21 protein-coding genes and 1 riboswitch are annotated in these 20,302 nt (G+C 37.8%); of the genes, 12 read left to right on the top strand and 9 right to left on the bottom strand.

Features of this window, described 5'->3' with window-relative positions:
• Positions 1 to 274: 274 nt before the first annotated feature.
• Positions 275 to 1,858, bottom strand: a complete 1,584-nt coding sequence (locus EM808_RS02040) for a peptide chain release factor 3 (RefSeq protein WP_127735087.1) — start codon at positions 1,856 to 1,858, stop codon at positions 275 to 277.
• A 129-nt stretch (positions 1,859 to 1,987) separates the two neighbouring features.
• Complete coding sequence (locus tag EM808_RS02045) at positions 1,988 to 2,707, bottom strand: NAD-dependent protein deacylase (protein ID WP_127736660.1); 720 nt, start codon at positions 2,705 to 2,707, stop codon at positions 1,988 to 1,990.
• A gap of 202 nt (positions 2,708 to 2,909) precedes the next feature.
• On the opposite strand from EM808_RS02045, the gene EM808_RS02050 reads away from it, so the two are divergent.
• The 6 genes from EM808_RS02050 to EM808_RS02075 all read left to right on the top strand — a co-directional run bounded on the left by EM808_RS02050 (position 2,910) and on the right by EM808_RS02075 (position 7,220).
• Positions 2,910 to 3,314: a YkvA family protein gene (locus EM808_RS02050; RefSeq protein WP_127735090.1), complete on the top strand. Its 405-nt coding sequence runs from the start codon at positions 2,910 to 2,912 to the stop codon at positions 3,312 to 3,314.
• A gap of 72 nt (positions 3,315 to 3,386) precedes the next feature.
• Positions 3,387 to 3,495: riboswitch (TPP riboswitch) on the top strand.
• A gap of 158 nt (positions 3,496 to 3,653) precedes the next feature.
• The gene (locus EM808_RS02055) at positions 3,654 to 4,655 is read left to right on the top strand and encodes an ABC transporter substrate-binding protein (protein WP_127735093.1); all 1,002 of its coding nucleotides are present in this window, start codon (positions 3,654 to 3,656) and stop codon (positions 4,653 to 4,655) included.
• The gene (locus EM808_RS02060) at positions 4,655 to 4,945 is read left to right on the top strand and encodes a thiamine-binding protein (RefSeq protein ID WP_127735096.1); all 291 of its coding nucleotides are present in this window, start codon (positions 4,655 to 4,657) and stop codon (positions 4,943 to 4,945) included. Before EM808_RS02055 ends, EM808_RS02060 begins: the two co-directional genes overlap by 1 nt.
• Positions 4,945 to 5,706, top strand: a complete 762-nt coding sequence (locus tag EM808_RS02065) for an ABC transporter permease (protein WP_127735099.1) — start codon at positions 4,945 to 4,947, stop codon at positions 5,704 to 5,706. The genes EM808_RS02060 and EM808_RS02065 overlap by 1 nt, the downstream gene beginning before the upstream one ends.
• Positions 5,707 to 6,456 carry an ABC transporter ATP-binding protein gene (locus EM808_RS02070; protein WP_127735102.1) on the top strand — a complete coding sequence of 250 codons (750 nt, stop codon included), beginning with the start codon at positions 5,707 to 5,709 and terminating at the stop codon, positions 6,454 to 6,456.
• Positions 6,453 to 7,220 carry a TatD family hydrolase gene (locus EM808_RS02075; protein WP_127735104.1) on the top strand — a complete coding sequence of 256 codons (768 nt, stop codon included), beginning with the start codon at positions 6,453 to 6,455 and terminating at the stop codon, positions 7,218 to 7,220. The genes EM808_RS02070 and EM808_RS02075 overlap by 4 nt, the downstream gene beginning before the upstream one ends.
• 49 nt (positions 7,221 to 7,269) lie before the next feature.
• On the opposite strand, the gene EM808_RS02080 is transcribed toward EM808_RS02075, so the two are convergent.
• Complete coding sequence (locus EM808_RS02080; RefSeq protein ID WP_127735107.1) at positions 7,270 to 7,623, bottom strand: hypothetical protein; 354 nt, start codon at positions 7,621 to 7,623, stop codon at positions 7,270 to 7,272.
• Positions 7,624 to 7,764: 141 nt separating this feature from the next.
• Between EM808_RS02080 and EM808_RS02085 the strand changes: the two genes are divergently transcribed.
• A complete protein-coding gene (locus tag EM808_RS02085) occupies positions 7,765 to 8,442 on the top strand; it encodes a cobalamin B12-binding domain-containing protein (RefSeq protein ID WP_235856545.1) in 678 nt (225 codons plus the stop codon).
• Complete coding sequence (locus EM808_RS02090) at positions 8,439 to 9,041, top strand: hypothetical protein (RefSeq protein ID WP_127735111.1); 603 nt, start codon at positions 8,439 to 8,441, stop codon at positions 9,039 to 9,041. The genes EM808_RS02085 and EM808_RS02090 overlap by 4 nt, the downstream gene beginning before the upstream one ends.
• Before the next feature lie 17 nt (positions 9,042 to 9,058).
• Here the strand turns inward: EM808_RS02090 and EM808_RS02095 are convergent, their stop codons facing one another.
• The 4 genes from EM808_RS02095 to EM808_RS02110 all read right to left on the bottom strand — a co-directional run bounded on the left by EM808_RS02095 (position 9,059) and on the right by EM808_RS02110 (position 14,062).
• Positions 9,059 to 12,607 (bottom strand): CheR family methyltransferase, encoded by a 3,549-nt coding sequence (locus EM808_RS02095; protein WP_127735114.1) that lies wholly within the window; start codon positions 12,605 to 12,607, stop codon positions 9,059 to 9,061.
• Between the two features lie 367 nt (positions 12,608 to 12,974).
• Positions 12,975 to 13,109 (bottom strand): YjcZ family sporulation protein, encoded by a 135-nt coding sequence (locus EM808_RS02100; protein WP_127735117.1) that lies wholly within the window; start codon positions 13,107 to 13,109, stop codon positions 12,975 to 12,977.
• 39 nt (positions 13,110 to 13,148) lie between these two features.
• Positions 13,149 to 13,247 carry a YjcZ family sporulation protein gene (locus EM808_RS02105; RefSeq protein WP_127735120.1) on the bottom strand — a complete coding sequence of 33 codons (99 nt, stop codon included), beginning with the start codon at positions 13,245 to 13,247 and terminating at the stop codon, positions 13,149 to 13,151.
• A gap of 275 nt (positions 13,248 to 13,522) precedes the next feature.
• Positions 13,523 to 14,062 (bottom strand): GbsR/MarR family transcriptional regulator, encoded by a 540-nt coding sequence (locus tag EM808_RS02110; RefSeq protein ID WP_127735123.1) that lies wholly within the window; start codon positions 14,060 to 14,062, stop codon positions 13,523 to 13,525.
• Positions 14,063 to 14,411: 349 nt separating this feature from the next.
• Here EM808_RS02110 and proV point away from each other — a divergent pair, with 349 nt between their 5' ends.
• Genes proV through EM808_RS02125 form a run of 3 tightly spaced genes read left to right on the top strand, consistent with a single transcriptional unit; the run spans position 14,412 to position 17,378 of the window.
• On the top strand, positions 14,412 to 15,650 hold the full coding sequence (gene proV / locus EM808_RS02115) for a glycine betaine/L-proline ABC transporter ATP-binding protein ProV (RefSeq protein ID WP_127735126.1): 1,239 nt from the start codon (positions 14,412 to 14,414) through the stop codon (positions 15,648 to 15,650).
• Complete coding sequence (locus EM808_RS02120) at positions 15,650 to 16,495, top strand: ABC transporter permease (protein ID WP_127735129.1); 846 nt, start codon at positions 15,650 to 15,652, stop codon at positions 16,493 to 16,495. The genes proV and EM808_RS02120 overlap by 1 nt, the downstream gene beginning before the upstream one ends.
• A gap of 4 nt (positions 16,496 to 16,499) precedes the next feature.
• Positions 16,500 to 17,378 carry a glycine betaine ABC transporter substrate-binding protein gene (locus tag EM808_RS02125; protein WP_127735132.1) on the top strand — a complete coding sequence of 293 codons (879 nt, stop codon included), beginning with the start codon at positions 16,500 to 16,502 and terminating at the stop codon, positions 17,376 to 17,378.
• 229 nt (positions 17,379 to 17,607) lie between these two features.
• On the opposite strand, the gene EM808_RS02130 is transcribed toward EM808_RS02125, so the two are convergent.
• Positions 17,608 to 19,104 (bottom strand): flotillin family protein, encoded by a 1,497-nt coding sequence (locus EM808_RS02130; RefSeq protein ID WP_127735135.1) that lies wholly within the window; start codon positions 19,102 to 19,104, stop codon positions 17,608 to 17,610.
• A gap of 45 nt (positions 19,105 to 19,149) precedes the next feature.
• On the bottom strand, positions 19,150 to 19,662 hold the full coding sequence (locus EM808_RS02135) for an NfeD family protein (RefSeq protein WP_127735139.1): 513 nt from the start codon (positions 19,660 to 19,662) through the stop codon (positions 19,150 to 19,152).
• Between the two features lie 276 nt (positions 19,663 to 19,938).
• Here EM808_RS02135 and EM808_RS02140 point away from each other — a divergent pair, with 276 nt between their 5' ends.
• Positions 19,939 to 20,244: a hypothetical protein gene (locus EM808_RS02140; RefSeq protein ID WP_225314728.1), complete on the top strand. Its 306-nt coding sequence runs from the start codon at positions 19,939 to 19,941 to the stop codon at positions 20,242 to 20,244.
• Positions 20,245 to 20,302: the final 58 nt, after the last annotated feature.

Genomic DNA, 20,302 nt, shown 5'->3' on the forward strand with positions numbered 1-20,302 from the left:
AATACATTAAAATTCCTTGATTTACTTATATTAAGTCTATCGAAACAATTTAATTCATTAGTTAGTAAACCTGATTTCCTCCTTTAATCCCTTTACATCTACCTCGTCTTTCCTGGTTTATTTTCCTGCACTCATTATCTCAATATATTGTTCCAACAATATTAATCGAATAAACAATTGTCCAAACAATCAAAACTCTCATTATCACGTTAACAAAACTAACATCAAAACCCGCAAAAAAAAACAAGCGATTATATAATCGCTTGTTTTTTTGTTAATTTTCTTCTGAATCCATTGGGTTATAAAGTTTAACTTCTGGATTTTTGTCTTGGAACCAGCGTAAGGCAAACTCATTTTCAAACAAGAATGCTTTTTTGCCATAACGGTCCTCAACTAACAGACTTCTGCCGCTGGATAAGTTTTCATTTACTTCCTCATCCACTGTCCATCTGGCAATTTTAGAACCGACATGCTCCATAAGCACATCCACATTATATTCATTTCTCATTCGGTGTTCAAATACTTCGAATTGCAGCTGACCAACAGCACCAAGCAGATAATCCTCTGTTTTTACTGTTTTATAAAGCTGTATCGCACCTTCTTGAACAAGCTGCTGTATCCCTTTATGGAAATGCTTTTGTTTCATAACGTTTTTCGCTGTTACGCGAACGAAAAGCTCTGGAGTAAATTGTGGCAGCTTATCGTATTGGAACGTGTTCTTATTTACAGTAAGTGTGTCACCAATTTGATAAAATCCAGGGTCATATAACCCGATAATATCACCGCTGACCGCTTCATTGACAGTACTTCTGTCATCCGCCATAAATTGCGTGGATTGTGCCAGCTTTATTTGTTTCCCTGTTCTTGGTAAATTAACAGTCATTCCTCTGTCAAACTTACCTGAGCAAATACGTAAGAAAGCAATTCTATCCCTATGTGCAGGGTTCATATTTGCCTGAATCTTAAAGATAAAGCCTGAGAATTCCTCTGACAGCGGGTCAATTTTGCCACCAGTAGAGTTTCTTGGCTGTGGAGATGGCGCGAAATCTAAATATGTTTCCAAGAATGTTTGCACTCCAAAGTTGCCCAACGCACTACCAAAGAACACTGGTGTTAAGTCGCCGTTGTTAATTCTTTCCGCAGAAAATTCATTACCCGCTTCGTTCAGCAGCATAATTTCTTCAAGAGTCTGATCGTAAAGAGAATCCACTTTAATCGGATGGTCTCCTTCAATTTCTCCATCCTCATTCAATGGAATATATTTTTCACCGTCTTCTACGCGGAATTGCTCAATACGGTTATAATAACGGTCGTAAATACCTAAGAATTCTTTACCCATACCAATCGGCCAGTTCATTGGGTATGACTCAATTCCCATTACTTCCTCTAGCTCGGCAAGAAGCTCAAGGGGCGCTTTACCTTGACGATCCAGCTTGTTAATAAAGGTAAAGATCGGAATTCCTCTCATACGACAAACTTTAAACAGCTTAAGCGTCTGCTCCTCAATCCCTTTTGCAGAGTCGATAATCATTACGGCACTGTCAACAGCAGTCAATGTACGATACGTATCCTCACTGAAGTCTTGGTGTCCTGGTGTGTCGAGAATATTCACTCTCGCATTGTTATAATCAAACTGCATGACACTGGATGTTACAGATATTCCTCTTTGCTTTTCAATTTCCATCCAGTCACTTGTAGCAAATTTCCCTGTCTTTTTTCCCTTTACCGTTCCAGCATCGCGAATTGCTCCACCAAATAATAACAGCTTTTCGGTAAGCGTCGTTTTCCCAGCATCCGGGTGGGATATAATCGCAAAGGTACGTCGGGACAATACCTCATCTTTAAATGTTTTAGCCATGATTTTTTCCTCTCTTTTTTGCACTTTCATTTATGCTCATCTCTTAATAATAGCTTGATACACAAAAGTTTGCAATCCCTTCCCTTATCCCTTTAGCTCCAAGAGGTAGATAATTTTTACCAGTTAAAATTATCTATTGCCTGATAGCTCCTTATCTATTTCATTAAGCACTTTTCCAATACTTTCGTGAAGAACCAAATCAGCGAGATGGTCATACTCTGTTCGCTCTTTATTGATGATAATTAGCTTGCTTCCTGTTTCATTTGCGAGCAGTGGCAGCTGATTGGCTGGTGAAACATTCAATGAGGAGCCTAAGACGATAAACACATCTGATTGTATAGCAGCATCCTCTGCAAGTAAAAACGCCTCACTTGGCAGCATTTCTCCAAATAAAACGATAGATGGCCGCAACGTACCACCACAATTACACTTATATATTCCATGCAAATATTCTCTGCTGGAATACGTTTTTCCGCATTGCTGGCAATGCAGCTTTTGCAGTGTGCCGTGAAGCTCTGCTATCTTTTTGTTTCCAGCCATACCGTGAAAACCATCGACATTTTGGGTGATAATTCCTTTTAACAGTCCTCGCGCTTCCCAATCTGCCAAGATTAAATGACCTTTATTTGGCTTATATTCAGAAACCCCTAATACCCGCTCCCTGTAAAATGCGATAAAATCCTCTAAATGATTATTAAGAGCATCCGTGCTAGAAAGATAAGATTTTTGCTCTGTTGTCCATAAACCTTTATCTGCAGAACGAAAATCAGGCAAGCCACTTTCTGTCGACATCCCTGCACCTGTAAAGACGACAAGATGTTTCGCGTTTTGTACTATTTCTGCAAGCATCATACCAATTCACACTCCTATAATCCAACATTTCCTCCTATTGTACCAACCATTTACTACATAATGAAATTGCTTAAACGTTTTTTACTTCTATTTATCGGGAATAGTTGAAGGAATGCTTGCCCTTAAATAAGCAAACATTATAGTTATGGTGCAAACTTTAGATAAAACACTTCCTATAAAATAAAAAGGAGCTGACAAAATGGCCATATTAAAGAAGAATGACATAGAAAAAGGCTATCAAAAGCATGAAAAAAAAGCAGCTTCACTCGTTGAACAGCCTGCAAAATTAGCTGGACTGTTAAAAAAGGCCCTTCCAAAAGCGTCATCTAAAAGAAAAGGATTATCCCCAGTATGGGAAAAGCTTCAATTGCTATTTTCTTTAGTTAGAGCTTACCAGGATGGCACCTATCGCAGTATTAGTAAAAAATCAATGGTGCTTATTGTTGCTGGGATTTTATACTTTATATCCCCAATAGATATTATTCCTGACTTTATTTTCGGAATTGGCATAGTTGACGATGCACTTGTTTTAAAATACGTCCTGCAAGCCGTCAACCAGGAACTGATTGCTTATAAAGACTGGAAGGATCACAAACATAATTGAATAAAAGTTGATAAATATAGGACAAGCCACATATTTTTGCTATAATGGAGCAGATAATTAAAATAAGAAAAAAAGAATTACTAGGGGAACCCGTGTTGCTGGTTGAGAGTTATCCGTAAGATAAAAACCCTTTGAACCTGATCTGGTTAATGCCAGCGTAGGAAACGGACATTCTTTACATACATATGTATTTAAAGCGTTCAGGTTCTTTTGACTTGAACTTTTTTTCGTTTAAAAAACGTTGCCGGTACTAATTGAAACCGCCGTCAACACCTACTACATAAGCAAAAAACTACATAGGTTCCTAGACTTTTTTTCTAAACACAGGAGGCAGTATTTATGAAGAAAATCTTATTGCTGATTGCTGCAGTTCTGCTTATCGCAGGCTGTAGTAATACTAAGGAAGAAAACAAGGAACAAAGCGATGGCAAAAAGCAAAAGATTACAGTCGTTCTTGACTGGACAGCAAATACGAACCACACAGGATTGTATGTAGCAAAGGACAAAGGATATTTTGATGCAGAAGGACTTGATGTAGATATCATTACACCTGGTGAAGCTGGGGCAGATTCGTTAGTTGCCTCTGGAAAAGCCGACTTTGGCGTAAGCTATCAGGAAGGAATTACCCAAGCAAGAGTCCAAGGTGTGCCTATTGTATCCATTGCGGCAATTATCCAGCACAACACGTCAGGGTTTGCCTCACCTGTAGACAAAAACATTAAATCACCTAAAGATTTCGTTGGCAAAACATACGGCGGCTGGGGTTCAGAGGTAGAGTCCTCTGTTATCTCTTCATTAATGAAGCAAGAAAATACAGATATTAAAGATGTCGATATTATTAATATCGGTGATGCAGACTATTTCACGGCAATGAAGCAAAACATTGATTTCGCCTGGATATATTATGGCTGGACAGGTGTAGAAGCAGAATTACGTGGAGAAAAAATCAATATGATTTACTTAACTGATTACAGTGATAAGCTTGATTATTACACACCTGTTCTATCTACAAATGAAAAAATGATTGCAGACAAGCCTGAAACAGTTAAATCCTTCTTGAAAGCAGCATCAAAGGGTTATGAATACGCAATCGATAATCCAGATGACGCAGCTTCCATCCTGCTAAAAAACGCACCAGATTTGGATGAAGAGCTTGTGAAGAAAAGCCAAGAATGGCTTGCAGCTAAATATCAGGATGATGCACCTCGCTGGGGAGAGCAAAAGCTGTCTGTTTGGGAAAACTATGCAGGCTGGATGTATGACAACAATCTTCTTGAGAAGAAGCTTGAAGCAGATAAAGCATTTACGAATGAATTCTTACCTGAAGGAGGAGATAAATAATGGCAAATGCATTAATTAGTGTACAAATCATTCCAAAAACAAAAAACGGGGAAAATGTTATTCCATATGTAGATGAAGCAATTAAAATCATTGAAGAATCAGGTGTTAAATTCGAAGTCCACCCATTGGAAACAACAATGGAGGGGGATATGGAAGAACTGTTTCACGTTATCAGCTTAATGAATAAAAAGATGATCGAAATCGGGTCCAGCAATGTTATCACTCAAATTAAGGTTCTTTATCAGCCTACGGGAATAGAGATGGAAGATTTAACGGGGAAATATCGTTAATGAATACATTTATCGCAAAAACCTGGAGACCAGTTCTGGTTCTCCTTCTTTTATTTTGTCTATGGGAAGCAGCTGTACGCTACTTTGAGATTGAAGACTGGCTCCTGCCTTCTCCTTCAGCCATTTTCCATGAAGCGGTATTAAGCTGGGATACCTTTTCTATTCATGCATTGGCAACTGCAAAACTGTCAGTTACAGGTTTCTTAATTGGCAGTGCCGTCGGGCTGATAATCGCTATTATATTGCATCGTATTGTTTTCTTTAGAGAGTCTGTTTATCCGCTTTTGATTTTGTCGCAAAACATACCGACAATTGTGCTTGCACCGTTGCTTGTTGTGTGGTTTGGCTTTGGTATCTTGCCGAAGCTGATTGTGATCACACTAGTTTGCTTTTTTCCGATTACCATAGCTTGTTTGGATGGCTTTAGGCAAACATCACCTGAGCTTAAACATTTTATGCAGATGTCTGGCAGCACAAAACGGCAGGTTTTTTGGAAGCTGGAATGGCCTTATGCCCTTCCTTCTATTTTCTCAGGCTTAAAAATTTCTGCCACTTATAGTGTTATGGGCGCAGTCATCTCAGAATGGCTTGGATCTAAAGAAGGCATTGGGGTTTATATGACAATGGCCTCCCGCTCGTTTAGAACAGACCGTGTTTTTGTTGCGATATTTGCCATCATGATGCTAAGCCTGCTCTTCTTTATTGTCATTAAATTACTTGAAAAATGGTGCATTCGTGGTAGCAGCAAGGAGGAGAAATAATTGGGTACATTGGAATTGAAAAATGTAAGCATGTCATATGATACAAAAAAGGTGCTCGAACAACTTAATATGACTATTCATGATGGGGAGTTTATTTCTATATTAGGACCCTCTGGAAGCGGAAAAAGCACCATTTTCCATCTGATTGGCGGAATGCTAACACCTGATGAAGGAGCTATCTTCTTGAATAACAAGGAAATCACGGGGAAAAAGGGCCATATTAGCTATATGCCACAAGCGCCTTCTTTATTTCCTTGGAGAACAGTCCTGGAAAATGTATTGCTTATCCAAGAAATCAACGGCAAAAAAGACAAGCAGTTGGCGCTGGATATGCTCAAAAAGGCAGGACTAGCTGATTATGCGTACGCCTATCCCGATGATTTATCTGGTGGAATGAAGCAGCGTGTTTCCTTTGTCCGGGCGTTGATGAGCCCAATGCCCTTGCTTTGTTTGGATGAACCATTCGGTGCACTTGATGAACTAACTAGACTGGACATGCAAAAATGGCTTCTGTCCTTGTGGAGTATGGATAAAAGAACAGTCCTTTTCATTACGCATAATATTGAGGAAGCACTATATCTATCAGACCGAATTTATATACTGCCCTCTAATCCAAACGACTCGCTAATGGAAGTAACTGTACCATTCCCAAGACCTAGAGCAGATGACCTTTGGCTAAACGAGGATTTCCTTGAGTGGAAAAAAGACATATACTACAAGCTTAAGCCTTCAGGAATGACAGCAAAATGAATAAAATAATTGATGCTCATATCCATCTCGATCAGTATACAGATAAAGCAATTCGAAAGATGCAATCAGATGATACAATTGAACATATTATCACTGTCTCAATGGATAAAGCCTCCTCTATCCGTAATTTACAGTTAAGCAGAACCTTTCCATCCGTTCACGCTGCATTCGGCTTCCATCCTGAGCAATTAATCCGTGGAGAAAGCTATTTTGCGGACTTATTCAATTGGATTAGAAACCATCAAACGGAAATGATTGCCATCGGGGAAGTTGGACTGCCGCATTATGAGCGGCTCAAGGATCCGATAAGTTATCCGCTAGAGCCATATTTGGAAATACTCGAGCAATTTATTTTGCTCGCAAAGGAGCTTCAAAAACCAATCGTTTTACATTGTATATACGAGGAAGCTCCTCTTGCATTAGACTTGTTGGAAAAGCACAGCTATATGGCCGCCCATTTTCATTGGTTTAAAGGCAGCAAACAAACATTGGAACGCATGATGAGTAACGGTTGCTATTTATCATTTACTCCAGATATTCATTACGAGCACGAGATTCAGTTAATCGCAAGGAGCTATCCTCTTCATCGCATAATGGCAGAAACCGATGGCCCTTGGCCCTTTGAAGGACTATTCCGAAATATGGAAACAACGCCAGTAATGATTCATCAATCGATAGAAAAAATAGCAGAATTAAAAGACATTACAACAGCTCAAAGCTATAAGCAAGTTTTAGCAAATACGAAAGCCTTCTTCGCTTTATAGCAATACGAAAAAACTCCAGCTCACATACTGGAGTTTTTTGTTATTCGCCTTATTTACTGCTCTTAATGAGATCCATTCCCTCAGCCAATATCTCCAGGAAAAAGCGGATTTCCTCTGTTTCATCCAGCACCCGAAGCTCTTCGGCAATCCACTCCAGGTTTATGTAAAGCAGCTGTTTTCCGACACCACGAGTTTCCAAAACATCGCTTAGCCAAATAATATAATCACGGAAAACCTTTTTATTTAAAAGAGAATATGCTGTTTCCATGTACTGAAAATGGTAGTTTATATCTTCTTTTGTTCGTTTCTTTCCATTCTCTCCAAACCTCTCCAAATCAGGATACTGTTCATAGAATCTCGCAAATAACTTTTCAACAATCTTTTCTTTTTCCAATAAATTCATATACAGTGCTCCTGCCTTTCTAGCAATTTCTATAACTGACTCTATTTTTATAGTATAATTTATGTAATATCTTAACGACAATTGCCACAGCGCTGATAAAAGCCACTAGAACAGATTAAAACGATCGGACGTGAAAGAAAATTGACTCACTTCGTTTCAGCTAAGGAGTTTGCCTTAGCCCTATTAGAAGGCAATATACAAAAAAGCATGGCAATCATTCAAGAATTAGATTATGAAGGCTATCATACCGCTTTCATTTACGACGAATTAATTACCCCTGCAATGAAATATATAGGAGAACTTTGGCAAAAAAATGAAATTAGTGTAGCTGAGGAACATTTGGCAACAGGTATATGTGAAGTTATCTTATCTCATTACATGTTGAATATACAGCAGGCTGATACCCAGGAAAAGAAGGTATTATTATTTTGCCTTGAAGGGGAGCATCATACAATCGGCTTAAAAATGTGTGCTTCTACCTTTCAGGAGAATGGCTGGGAAGTTAAAAACCTTGGACCCAATCTTCCACTCGAGCATGCAGTTTATATGGCCCGAAAATGGAAGCCTGATGTTATTGGCATGTCTCTTTCCATGTCCTTTTCCATTCCAACACTCCGTCCGTATATCGAAGAGCTTGAGAGACTTGCTCCAAAACCTGCAATCATTGTCGGAAGTAGACTCATTCAAGAATATGATTTGCAGCAGTACTGCAGTCCGTCTACTATTTTTATCTCTGAACAATCGGAATTAAAGTCTTGGCTACAACTATATAATACCGAAAATAGCTTGATTCATTCTGTAAGGAGTGATATTTTATGATGTTAGATTTATCTGTCATACCAGTACCTTTTTTTCAGATGGACAGCAGCTATTTCATTCTAGCAAGATCAGAAGCAAGCAACAAAATATTTGCTTCTGCAGATAGTTTTCTTGAGCTTATTGATAAAGAAAGCCTTGATAAAACCATTGCCTTCTTGAAGCAAAGGCAAGGAACGAAGTCAATCGAAGTAAATATGAAAACTCCAAAAGGGCTGGCCTTCTTTAACATCCAATATACTTACGATTCAAGTAATGAGCTTTTTTATGTGTTGTGCCACTGTATCGATCACCAGTATACCAATATTTCCTTTGAATTAAATCAATTAAGAGACTCCTTGCTGCATCTGCAGTCAGGACAAGACATTAAAACAATGTCGACTACTATGAGCCGAGATGAGAAAAGCCTTGACAAAATAAATAATATTGAAACAAGAAAAAAACTCGATAAAATAAAAAGGTCTACCTCAACGGTTATTGACCTGCTCGGTATTACTTCTCCACTCATTATAGAAGGAGGAAAAGGAGAGTATCTCGAAATGGTCTATGACGAGCTCTATGAAATTAAAACAATAGTTGATCAAATGAAAAAAACCCTTTAATATAAGGGTTTTTTTCATTAACTAATAGGAAATCTCATCTCAACTGTTGTGCCAACACCTACTTCACTTAAGAAAGTCAGTGTACCTTTATGGTTATCAATGATTTTTTGACTGATCATTAATCCCAAGCCAGTCCCTTTTTCCTTTGTTGTAAAGAATGGCTCTCCCATTTTTTCCAGCTGTTCCTTCGGAATCCCCTTACCTTGGTCTGTTACTTTCACAAGCAGATATCCACCTGTTTCCATATGAGCAGAAATATTAATACTACCTTCTGATTCCATCGCTTCCATTGCGTTTTTTATCATATTGATGAACAACTGCTTCAGCTCTTTTTCATTGCAATAAACAGTCGGCAGATTTCCTGCATATTCTAATTGGAGATCGATATTTTTCAAGATTGCCTGTGTACTAAGAAGAACATTGACATCCTCTAATATTCTTTCTACCTGCATTTCTTTAAATGCAACTGCTTGTGGTCTTGCCAATACTAGAAATTCACTGATAATAAGCTCTAGCCTGTTAAATTCAGAGAACATAACCTCTGTATATTCCTTATTATAAGTATTACTCTGCATCATCAGCTGCAGAAATCCTTTTAAGGAGGTGAGCGGATTACGAATTTCATGAGCGATTCCTGCTGCAAGCTGACCAACAGCAGATAGCATTTCTGATTTTTTTAGCATCGCTTCAGACTTCTTGTTTTCCGTTATATCCTCTGATGTCCGCAGGAGATTGACAAGCTTTCCTGTTGAGTCCTTGATTACACGGAAGCTGACATATTCCCATCTTTCAATGCCATCATCCAGTCTGTACAAAATATTCCCTTCCCAATCCTTGCCATCCTTTATAGTATTCCAAATATTTCGGAATTCTTCTGCATTTAAATATTGCTCATACACATCTAATATATGAAGTCCTGTGCAATCCAAATCCTGCTTGATTTGTTGCTTAAACCGTTCATTTGTATAATTAATCCTGCCTTCATTATCTGTAATGATGATACTTGTTGGACTTTTCTCAATCACACTAGAAGTAAGCGTAAGTTTCTGATTATAGGTTTTAATTTCCGTTATATCGGTAAAAGTAATAACGACACCATCCACTATATTGTCACTCGTGCGATAAGGCATTGCCCTCATGCCATACCAGTTGCCATCATAGCTGCGGATTTCCCTTTCAACCTTTGCAGACGTTTTAAGCACTTCCCTCGCATCCTCGAGTAGTGATCCGTACTCCAAATTATGTGAAATATGAAAAAGCGGACGGCCAATATCCATATCAAGCACATTGACAATTTTTTGAACCTCCGGTGTAAACAGCTTGATTTTAAAGCCTTTGTCCAAAAAGATCGTGCCAATATTAGTGCTGATCAACAGATTATCCAAATCATTTGTTAAATCAGTCAGTTCTGTAATCTTATTTTCGTACTCGTTATTAACATTTATTAATTCCTCGTTAACAGACTGAAGCTCTTCATTTGTAGATTGCAGCTCTTCATTTGAGGCAATTAATTCCTCGTTAGTGGACTGGAGCTCCTCATTGGATGTTTCTAACTCTTCAATTGTTGTCTGCAGATTTTGTTGGGTATAAAACAATTCCTGCTCTAAATCAATAACTCTTTCACTTATCGTACTGTCATGGTCAAAATATATCGGGGTACTAAGAACTCCTTTTCTGTTATCATCTTCTTCTTCCTGAAACAAAATGATAGAAAGAGCATCCTTATCCAAAAATCTTCGTATAGTTAAATCAAAGTATTTTTCCTCTTTATCAATAACCAACAGGATATTTTTGTATGTTATTTCCTCTTCATTTTCCTTAAGCTTCTTTAAGCCTGTTCCAATAATAACAGAAAGATGTGCTGGCACCATTTTAAAAATGCTGTAATTTGTCTCCCCGATTGGAACAGATAAGAAACGATTGGCTTTCTTTGAAGTTAGGACAACTTCATTCTGCTCATTAAGAATAATACAAGGATTGATAAAATCATTAACAAGCTTTTGATAAAGCAAGTCTACTTTTCTTCCTGGCATTGCATCAAATAAGGTTGCTGGTGCATGGATATCTGAATGGGAAATTTCCTTCGCCTTGTGTTTTGAGTGGATAGCAGGCTCCTTTAAATCCCATTTATCACTTTGCTTATTCCGAAAAATTTTCCACTTTGAGTGAATTGGCTCGAAAAGCCCTGAAAGCTTGCCGATTGTTTCACTTGAACCTAAGAACAAGATTCCATTTTCAATAAGGGAAAAATGGAAAAGGGATAGAATTTTCTGCTGCAATTCAGGCTGGAAGTATATCATCATATTGCGGCAGCTAATCATATCGATGTTTACAAACGGTGAGTCTTTAGAGATATTATGAGGAGCAAATACAATTTTTTTTCTGATTGATTTTTTCACTTGATATTTATCCCCAGCCGGTTCAAAATATCTTTCTTTCATATATGTTGGAACTTCACTTAACAGCTCGCTCTCATATAGTCCTTGGCTTGCTATTTTAATGGAATCCTTATCTACATCTGTTGCAAAAATCCGAAAATCAATGGACTCATCTAATGATTCCATGTATTGATCAAGAAGAATCGCTAATGTGTAAGCTTCTTGCCCTGTAGAGCAGCCAACCGTCCACACCCTAACCTCTTCTTCGCCATTTTCCAGCTTATTTCTGACAAGATCCGGTATCAGCTTCTCAATTTCCTTAAAGGCCTCGGGGTCCCGAAAGAATTGAGTTACTCCTATTAGTAAGTCCTTATGCAACAAATCAATTTCCTCTGGGAACTTGAACAAGTAATCCCGATATGCATCTAATGAAAGCATAGGCTCCTTAATTACCTTCATCCTTCTCTCAATCCTGCGCAGAACACTGCTTTTTTTATAGAAGGAAAAGTTAATACCTGTTCTTTTCAGCAAAATATTAAAAATATGCTTAAGTGACTCATCACTATATTTCAAACTTGATGGGTCTGTTATCGTCTGCATAATAATCGGGATGTCAGAAGGCGCCTCGATATAATCAGCAACCCCAGAAGCAATAACACTTTTAGGCATATTATGGAATTTGGCTGTATCCTCCTCTTGAACGAACACAACTCCACCATTTTCTTTAATAATGCGAACTCCTTCTGTCCCATCTGTTCCATTACCGGAAAATATAATGCTGATTGCCTTATGTTTTTTATCCTGCGCTAAAGATTTAAGGAAAGTATCGATTGGAAAGTTATAATGCTTGTCCTTCTCATACTCTTCTAACTGGAATACACCTTCTGTAATCGTCAAAAATTGATTAGGAGGATTTAAATAAATTGTATTTGGGACCAACTGCATTCCCTTTGCCGCACGCAAAATATTCATATTTGTTTTTTTGGCAAGCAATTCAGGCATAAAGCTCTTATACTTTGATGAAAGATGCTGTACAATGACAAACACCATACCAGTATTAGAAGGCATATTTGCGAAAAATTGCTCAATTGCTTCCAATCCACCAGCTGATGCACCAATTCCGACGACATAAAAGTCATTCATCAGTTCAGTTTGCTCAGATGAATGGGTAGAGATGTTTTCAGTCATAATTTCCCCCGATTCTTTTATAGAATATATGTATTTTAATATGTAAGTTAATTAGTAAATTATATCCCTATTATGTATAAAAATGTCTCCACCCTAATCTTATTGTAATCTATAGAGGCAAATGAAAATAGGTTATTTGCTATATATTTATAGTATTTTTTCATTTTTTCTACTGATATTTTATAATATTCACCAACACTCTTCTTCCCCCTCTGAATTGATAAAAAAACTTTTTTAGTATTCTTTACCCGTGTTTTTTTACGGTTAAACATCTTTTTGTTAGTTTTTTCTCTTTTTTTTAAATTTTTTTCGTAAAGTCAGAAAAAGCCTGATTCCATAGGAAGAATCAGGCTTTTTCTATTTTAGCTTACCATTTGAAGCAAGCTGCACCAACAATAATCAAAAGAATGAATAAAACGACGATTAAAGCAAAACCTCCGCCGTAACCAGTTCCGCAAGAATAACCATAACTAGGATAACCACAACCACCATATCCGTACATATAGTGTTCCTCCTTCTATATATTTTTAGTTTTTATCTCTTAGTAACCGCCGTAGCCCCAAGAAGCGCCAATGATAACTAATAAGATGAACAATACTACTAATAAAGCGAAACCTCCGCCGTATCCAACTTCACCCATAATTAACTCCTCCTTTTTTAAATTCTATATATCCTATTCAAATAACCCATAATGTGCGATAGTTAAATGCACATTTTTTAGGTTTTTGACTAGTACAAGCAGAATTCAAAAAACAATCTTATTTATTAGAAAAGGTAAGCTCTGAAAAAGAGATACGGGAAAATCTTCGTTGATTGGAGTGGTGAAAAGCTCTCACGCATTGTAATTAGGTTTGCCCAAAGTCTTTAAACAACAAAAAAAAGGCCTCTTTATAAAAAGAGAACCCTTTTGTTTTGTTATTCTGGTTTTTTCATAGGTATAAGCTCAAAGATTTCCTTTGATTCAAGGCTGTCTACAAATCTGTTAAGCCAATCATAGTAATCAAGAGCATTTTTTAATTTATTGATATCACTATTTGCCAATTCTTTAAGCTCTTCTTCCACATCATCCCGATTAACAAGGCTGTTCAATTCTACAAGTGACTTTTTCATTTCCAAAACATTTTCAGAAATAGCAGATCTCCACTTTATCGCAAAAAAGTCAATAAAATTCTGGTACCAGTCGCTTTCAGCTTTGTATAAGTCCTTTCTTACCCCTTTTTTCCAGACTTTATCGACCATCTTTAATTCCAATAAAGTTCTGACAGAGGTGCTCATACTCGTTTTGCTCATCCCAAGCTCTTCCTTCATTTCATCGAGTGTCATAGGATTTTCCTGGAACATCAGCATCCCATATAAGCGTCCAATGGAATCTGTCACACCATACAAGTCCATATTCTGTGCAACAACATCTATTACTCTTTCCCTTGCCCTTTCCAGCTGTTCTTTACCTTCCATGCTATATTCACATCCAATTTAATCATTCATTATATAGAAGTAAAACGGAGATTTTGATGTTTATTAGCATTATTCCCAATCTCCAATTTAATACATCTATTTTGGCTTCATATAATATTATTCCTTTATAGATTATCACGATTGGAAAATTTGTAAAGAATCAAACTTAATAGCATTTGGCAGTATTTAAGAGGATTATTAAGCAAACATACATTACAGTACGTACAGTTTTTTCTGTACGTACAGAATGGATGAATTTGACTGAATATAAACTTTGCGGTAATTAGTGAAAAAATACTATACTTATGGAGTGCCATGATGAACGGTCCCGAAAAAACGAGGTGAAAGAATGGAAAACAACGTAAAAGTAAAAATTGAAGATGTGACAAAAATCTTCGGAAAAAACAGTAAAAAAGCCATTTCCCTTCTACAAAAGGGTGAATCCAAAGGCGAAATATTAAAGAAGACAGGTTCAACTGTCGGGGTTAATAAAGCAAGTTTCGAAATTAAAGCAGGCGAAATATTTGTCATTATGGGATTATCCGGAAGTGGAAAATCAACACTTGTTCGTATGCTGAATAGACTTATTGATCCAACACTTGGAAAAATCTATATTGATGGCAAGGACATTGTCAAAATGTCGAAGGATGAATTACGTAAAGTTAGAAGAGAAAAAATTAGCATGGTGTTCCAAAAATTCGCTCTCCTTCCTCATCGTACAATCTTGGAAAACACAGAATTTGGTTTGGAGATACAAGGCATTGATAAAGCAACAAGAAAACAGCGTGCATTAGAATCTCTTAAACTAGTAGGATTAGAAGGCTATGAAAGCCAATATCCTGATCAATTGAGCGGTGGTATGCAGCAGCGTGTTGGACTCGCAAGAGCATTAGCAAATAATCCAGACGTATTGCTAATGGATGAAGCATTCAGTGCACTTGATCCTTTAATTCGTAAAGATATGCAGGATGAGCTCCTCGATTTACAGTCAACCATGGAAAAAACAATCATCTTTATTACACATGATTTAGATGAGGCATTAAGAATTGGTGACCGAATTGCATTGATGAAGGATGGTACGATTGTTCAAGTCGGTACACCAGAGGAAATCCTGATGAATCCTTCTAATGACTATGTTGAGCGCTTTGTAGAAGACGTCGACCTTTCAAAAGTGCTTACAGCAAACCATGTTATGAAACGTGCAGAGGCTGTAAATGTAGACAGAGGCCCACGTGTTGCCCTCCAAATGATGAGAGACCTTGGAATTTCAAGTATTTATGTAGTAAACAAGAAAAGAAATCTGCTTGGAGCAGTAACAGCAGATGCAGCAAGAAATGCAGTTGAAAACAATAAGCCACTGCATGATATTCTTGATGAAACACTGACAGTAAGCGGTGATACGCTGCTTGTTGACCTTTTTGACAAAGTATCGACAGCAAGTATTCCTGTTGCAGTAGTTGACGGGGAGCATCGTCTGAAAGGCATGCTTGTCAGAGGTGCAGTAATTGGTGCACTTGCAGGCAACAACGAAAATATAAACAGCCAAACAGATATTATGGAAACACAAAAAACGGAGGTGGTGAACTAATGGAAAACTTACTTCCAAAACTTCCGGTTGCAGATTGGATTGACACTTTTGTTGATTGGCTGACTACAACATTTGAAGTTGCGTTTGACGGCATTAGTGAAGGTCTTGAAGTTGTAGTAGATTCATTAGTAGCAGTATTTGCTTTTATTCCTTCCTATATCTTTATTATTTTATTAACATTGATTGCTTGGAAGCTAGCGAATAAAAAAATTGCTTTATTTACTTTAGTTGGTTTATTCCTTGTAGATAATCTTGGTTATTGGGATCCAATGCTTGATACTTTAGCACTTGTATTATCAGCTGTTATTATCTCGATTATTATAGGAGTCCCACTAGGAATATGGGCATCTCAAAAAAATACCGTAAAACAAATTGTTGTTCCTGTATTAGACTTTATGCAGACAATGCCTGCATTCGTATATTTAATCCCTGCAATCTTCTTCTTTAATATAGGAGTCGTTCCTGGTGTAGTAGCTTCTGTAATTTTCTCTATGCCGCCTACTATTCGATTAACGATTCTTGGTGTCCAACAGGTGCCTGCCGATATTACGGAAGCGACCGAGTCTTTCGGAAGCACAACGGCACAAAGACTAATGAAGGTTCAGCTACCTCTTGCCATGCCTACAATTATGGCAGGTATTAACCAAAGTATTATGCTTGCACTATCCATGGTAGTAATTGCTGCAATGGTCGGAGCTCCTGGACTAGGTGCTGACGTATACAGAGCAGTTACGCAAATCCAAATCGGACGCGGCTTTGAAGCTGGTTTGGCGATTGTAGTTGTTGCAATCATTCTAGATAGAATTACGCAAAATCTTGGTACAAAAAAAAGAGGGGGAATTTAAAGTTATGAAAAAATTTATATCCATGCTATTTGCAGCAGCTTTAGTATTTGCACTTGCTGCATGTGGTTCAAAAGCAGACGAGAATGCTTCCATCGGGGAGCAAGTGGATCATGAAATTATCGGAATTGACCCTGGTGCTGGAATTATGAAGGCCGCTGCCAAAGCAAAGGAAGACTATGATTTGTCTGACTGGAGCATTGTTGAAGGCTCAAGTGCCGCAATGACTGCAACATTAAAAAAAGCTTATGATAAAAAAGAACCCATCATCATTACTGGATGGACTCCGCATTGGATGTTTAATGCATATGACTTGAAGTATTTAGACGATCCTAAAGGTTCATTCGGCGAAGATGAAAATATTCATACAATTGTACGTAACGGTTTAAAAGAAGATATGCCTGAAGCATATCAAGTGCTTGACAACTTCCATTGGGATACAGATGCAATGGGCGAAGTGATGATGGAAATTTATGATGGTACACAACCAGAAGATGCAGCTGCTGCATGGGTAAAGGATAACGCAGATGTAGTAAGTGAGTGGACTAAAGGCGTTTCCAAAGTAAATGGTGATAAAATTAAACTAGGCTATGTTGCTTGGGATAGTGAAATTGCCAGCACAAATGTAATCGGCAAAGTTTTGACTGACTTAGGCTATGACGTGACATTAAGCCAAGTAGAAGCAGGTCCAATGTGGACTGGAGTAGCAGACGGAAGCCTTGATGCACATGTTGCAGGCTGGCTGCCAATAACACACGAAGACTATGCAACTAAATATGCCGGCAAGTTTGAAGATCTAGGTGCAAACTTAGAAGGAACTAAGCTTGGTCTTGTTGTTCCTAAGTACATGGATATCGATTCCATTGAAGACTTAAAAGAACAGTAATACAAATGAAGGGTATCCCAGATTGGGATACCCTTTCATCTTGTCTATATATATTAGACAATAAAGTTACACAGCAATAACATAAAAAAAGTATTGCTCCTCTAATACACTACAATAATCTTGATAATGTACCAACCTAAAGCAACCAGCTAATAAAGAACCCAAGCTATTATGCGAATGTAACTCGATAAATAGCTTGGGTTTGTTTTAGACTACTATATACTTTCTATTATTCGTCAGCTTCTGTGTGGATTACCTCTCTGTTCTTTCCAGACAGATTTTCAAGAAGCTCCTTCACGTCAATACCCGCAGATGCTTTAAGAGATTCCTGCATCGTTGCCATTAAGTCTGTCGCATATCCTGATACTTTGTTAGCACCAGAGCTGCCATTGCCACCTGTATCCACAACCGTAATTTTATCAATATTACCAAGCGGGCTGGCAATTTGTTTAGCATATTCAGGAAGCATCTCCAGCACCATATCCAAAATAGCTGCCTGACCATACATATCGTATGCCTCTGCAATTTTCCGCTTCGCCTCTGCTTCTGCTAAACCTTTCAAGCGAATAATTTCTGCTTCTGTTTCCCCTTTTGCCTTTTCTGCTTCCGCTTTCGCTAATCCATCGACACGGACCTTTTCTGCTTCGGCCTTTGCTTGGGATTCAATCCGGTATTGATTTGCATCCGCTTCGGCCATCTGTCTGCGTTTGTTTGCTTCTGCTGACTGTTCAACCGCATAACGATCTGCATCGGCTTTCTTTTTCACTTCAGAGTCATATTGCTTCTCTCTTCTTAAAATCTCTTTTTCTTCCAGTTCAATCTGCTTTTGTCTTTCAATGATACGGATCTGCATTTCCTGCTCTGTTACATCTTGTTTAGATCGCGCTGTTTCTAAGTCATAAGCCTGGTCGGCACGAGCTTTTGCGATATCCTGATCTCTTCTAAAATCAGCCATTTTCATCTGATTTTCCTTTTCCGCTTCCGCAATTTCAGTTGCACGCTCGAGCTCTGCCTTTTTTGCATCCTTATCTGCTTCAGCCCTTTTTATTCTTGTTTCTTTATCTGCCTCAGCAGTTGCAATATCGGCGTCTCTTTTTACTTGGGCAATTCTTGGCTTACCAAGGGAATCCAAATAACCATTTTTATCCCTTACATCCTTTATTGTAAAGGAAACGATAACTAAGCCCATCTTCGCTAAGTCCTGTGAAGCGACACGCTGCACTTCCTGTGAGAACTTATCTCTGTTCTTATAAATTTCTTCGACTGTCATACTCCCAAGAATGGAGCGAAGATGCCCTTCTAATACTTCTCTTGCTTCATTTTCCCGGTCTCCCTTAGGTTTACCGAGGAATTGTTCTGCAGCTGTCGCGATTTCACCAATGGATCCGCCGATTTTTATGATAGCTGTACCATCTGCCATTACAGGCACACCTTGTTCTGTATAAACCTCAGGTGTAGACACATCCAGCTTACTTGACAGCAAGCTTAATGGCTCTGATTGTTGGAATACCGGCAGGATGAATGTACCTCCACCACGGATGATTTTGATTTTATTACCTGATTCATCTACATGAACATTTCTAGAACCAAGATAGCTGCCAGTTACAATTAATGCTTCATCTGGACCAGCCGTTTTATATTTTGAGATAAAAATACCTACTAATGCAATGAACAAAATAAGTACAATTCCTATAATAATCCAAATTTCTAAACCGATTCCCAGCATAATTATAATTCCTCCTTTTTGTCTTCCATTCTTTATGATTTCTAATTAGCCTTCATACGGGACTACGTATGCAATGCTGTCCTTTACTTCTATTACAATGATTTCTATTCCATTTTCAATTGCTTCATTGTAGAAGCTTGCTGCTGTTTTTGATATGTTCCCACTTGTACTCTCAATGATTATTTCACCATATCCGTCCATTGGAATTGTTGTAATGACCTTTCCAACTCTCCCCTTTAATGATTCTTCATTATAAACCAGTGATTCTTCCGCAGAAGATAATGGTATTAATACAAAAAAATGGAAGCTTAAAGCTGCAATAAAAGCCGCCAGTGCCGATACAACAATAATTACAATGCTGTTCAAGCCACTATAGCGTTCTAATAAATATCCGCATGCAGACAATATCGTTAAAAAGGAAAGCAGTACCGTAGGATTAAGGATGCCGATATCCGTATGCAAAATATCGGAAAAAAAGATGGAGAATAAAATGAGTATGCCTGAAATTACTAAAAGTGCAAGATAAATGGACGGCAAGGAAAATCCGAATAATTCCATAAGCATCATTCACTTTCTATAAAATTTGCTTGCATATGTGTGTCCTTCAATCAATCACCTGCCTATTTTAGATTTGTTAGTTTATATACGAATATACAGCAAGAAAGTTTCATTATTTATTGATTTTTTTCATAATTCTAATTATTACTGTTTCCTATTTTAATATTTTATTGATTATTAATCATCTTTTTGAAAAAATTCTCATATTTTACTAATAAGCGGTTATTTAGTATTTCTTTTATGTAACTTTTGTAGAACGCAAGTATGGAGGATAAGATGAGTCGATCAGAAAAACATGCAAACCAGGATCATAAGAAGGGGAAAAAACCAATTTACTTTATTTGCTGCTGTGCCTTACTTCTTCTTTTTATTGGCGGTTATTTCTTCACAGAGTATTTCTTTGCTGATAAGCCAAATGATCAAAATTTAGGAGACAAAGTAGTCATTACACTTCCAACTGGCAAAAAAGTATTTACTTATGAAAATCTTATTGTCGAAGAAAACGGAAAGCTCTTATATAAAGGAGACAGGAATACGCTCGACCTCACTGGCGGTGTGATCGTATATGAAGATTGGGATTAGCCCTGCCCACTGGAAATAAGCTGGTCCCCAGGTATGGACCAGCCTTCATTTTTTTTGC

Origin of the sequence: Niallia taxi (assembly GCF_004005475.1) — a bacterium.
Lineage (GTDB): Bacteria > Bacillota > Bacilli > Bacillales > Cytobacillaceae > Niallia > Niallia taxi.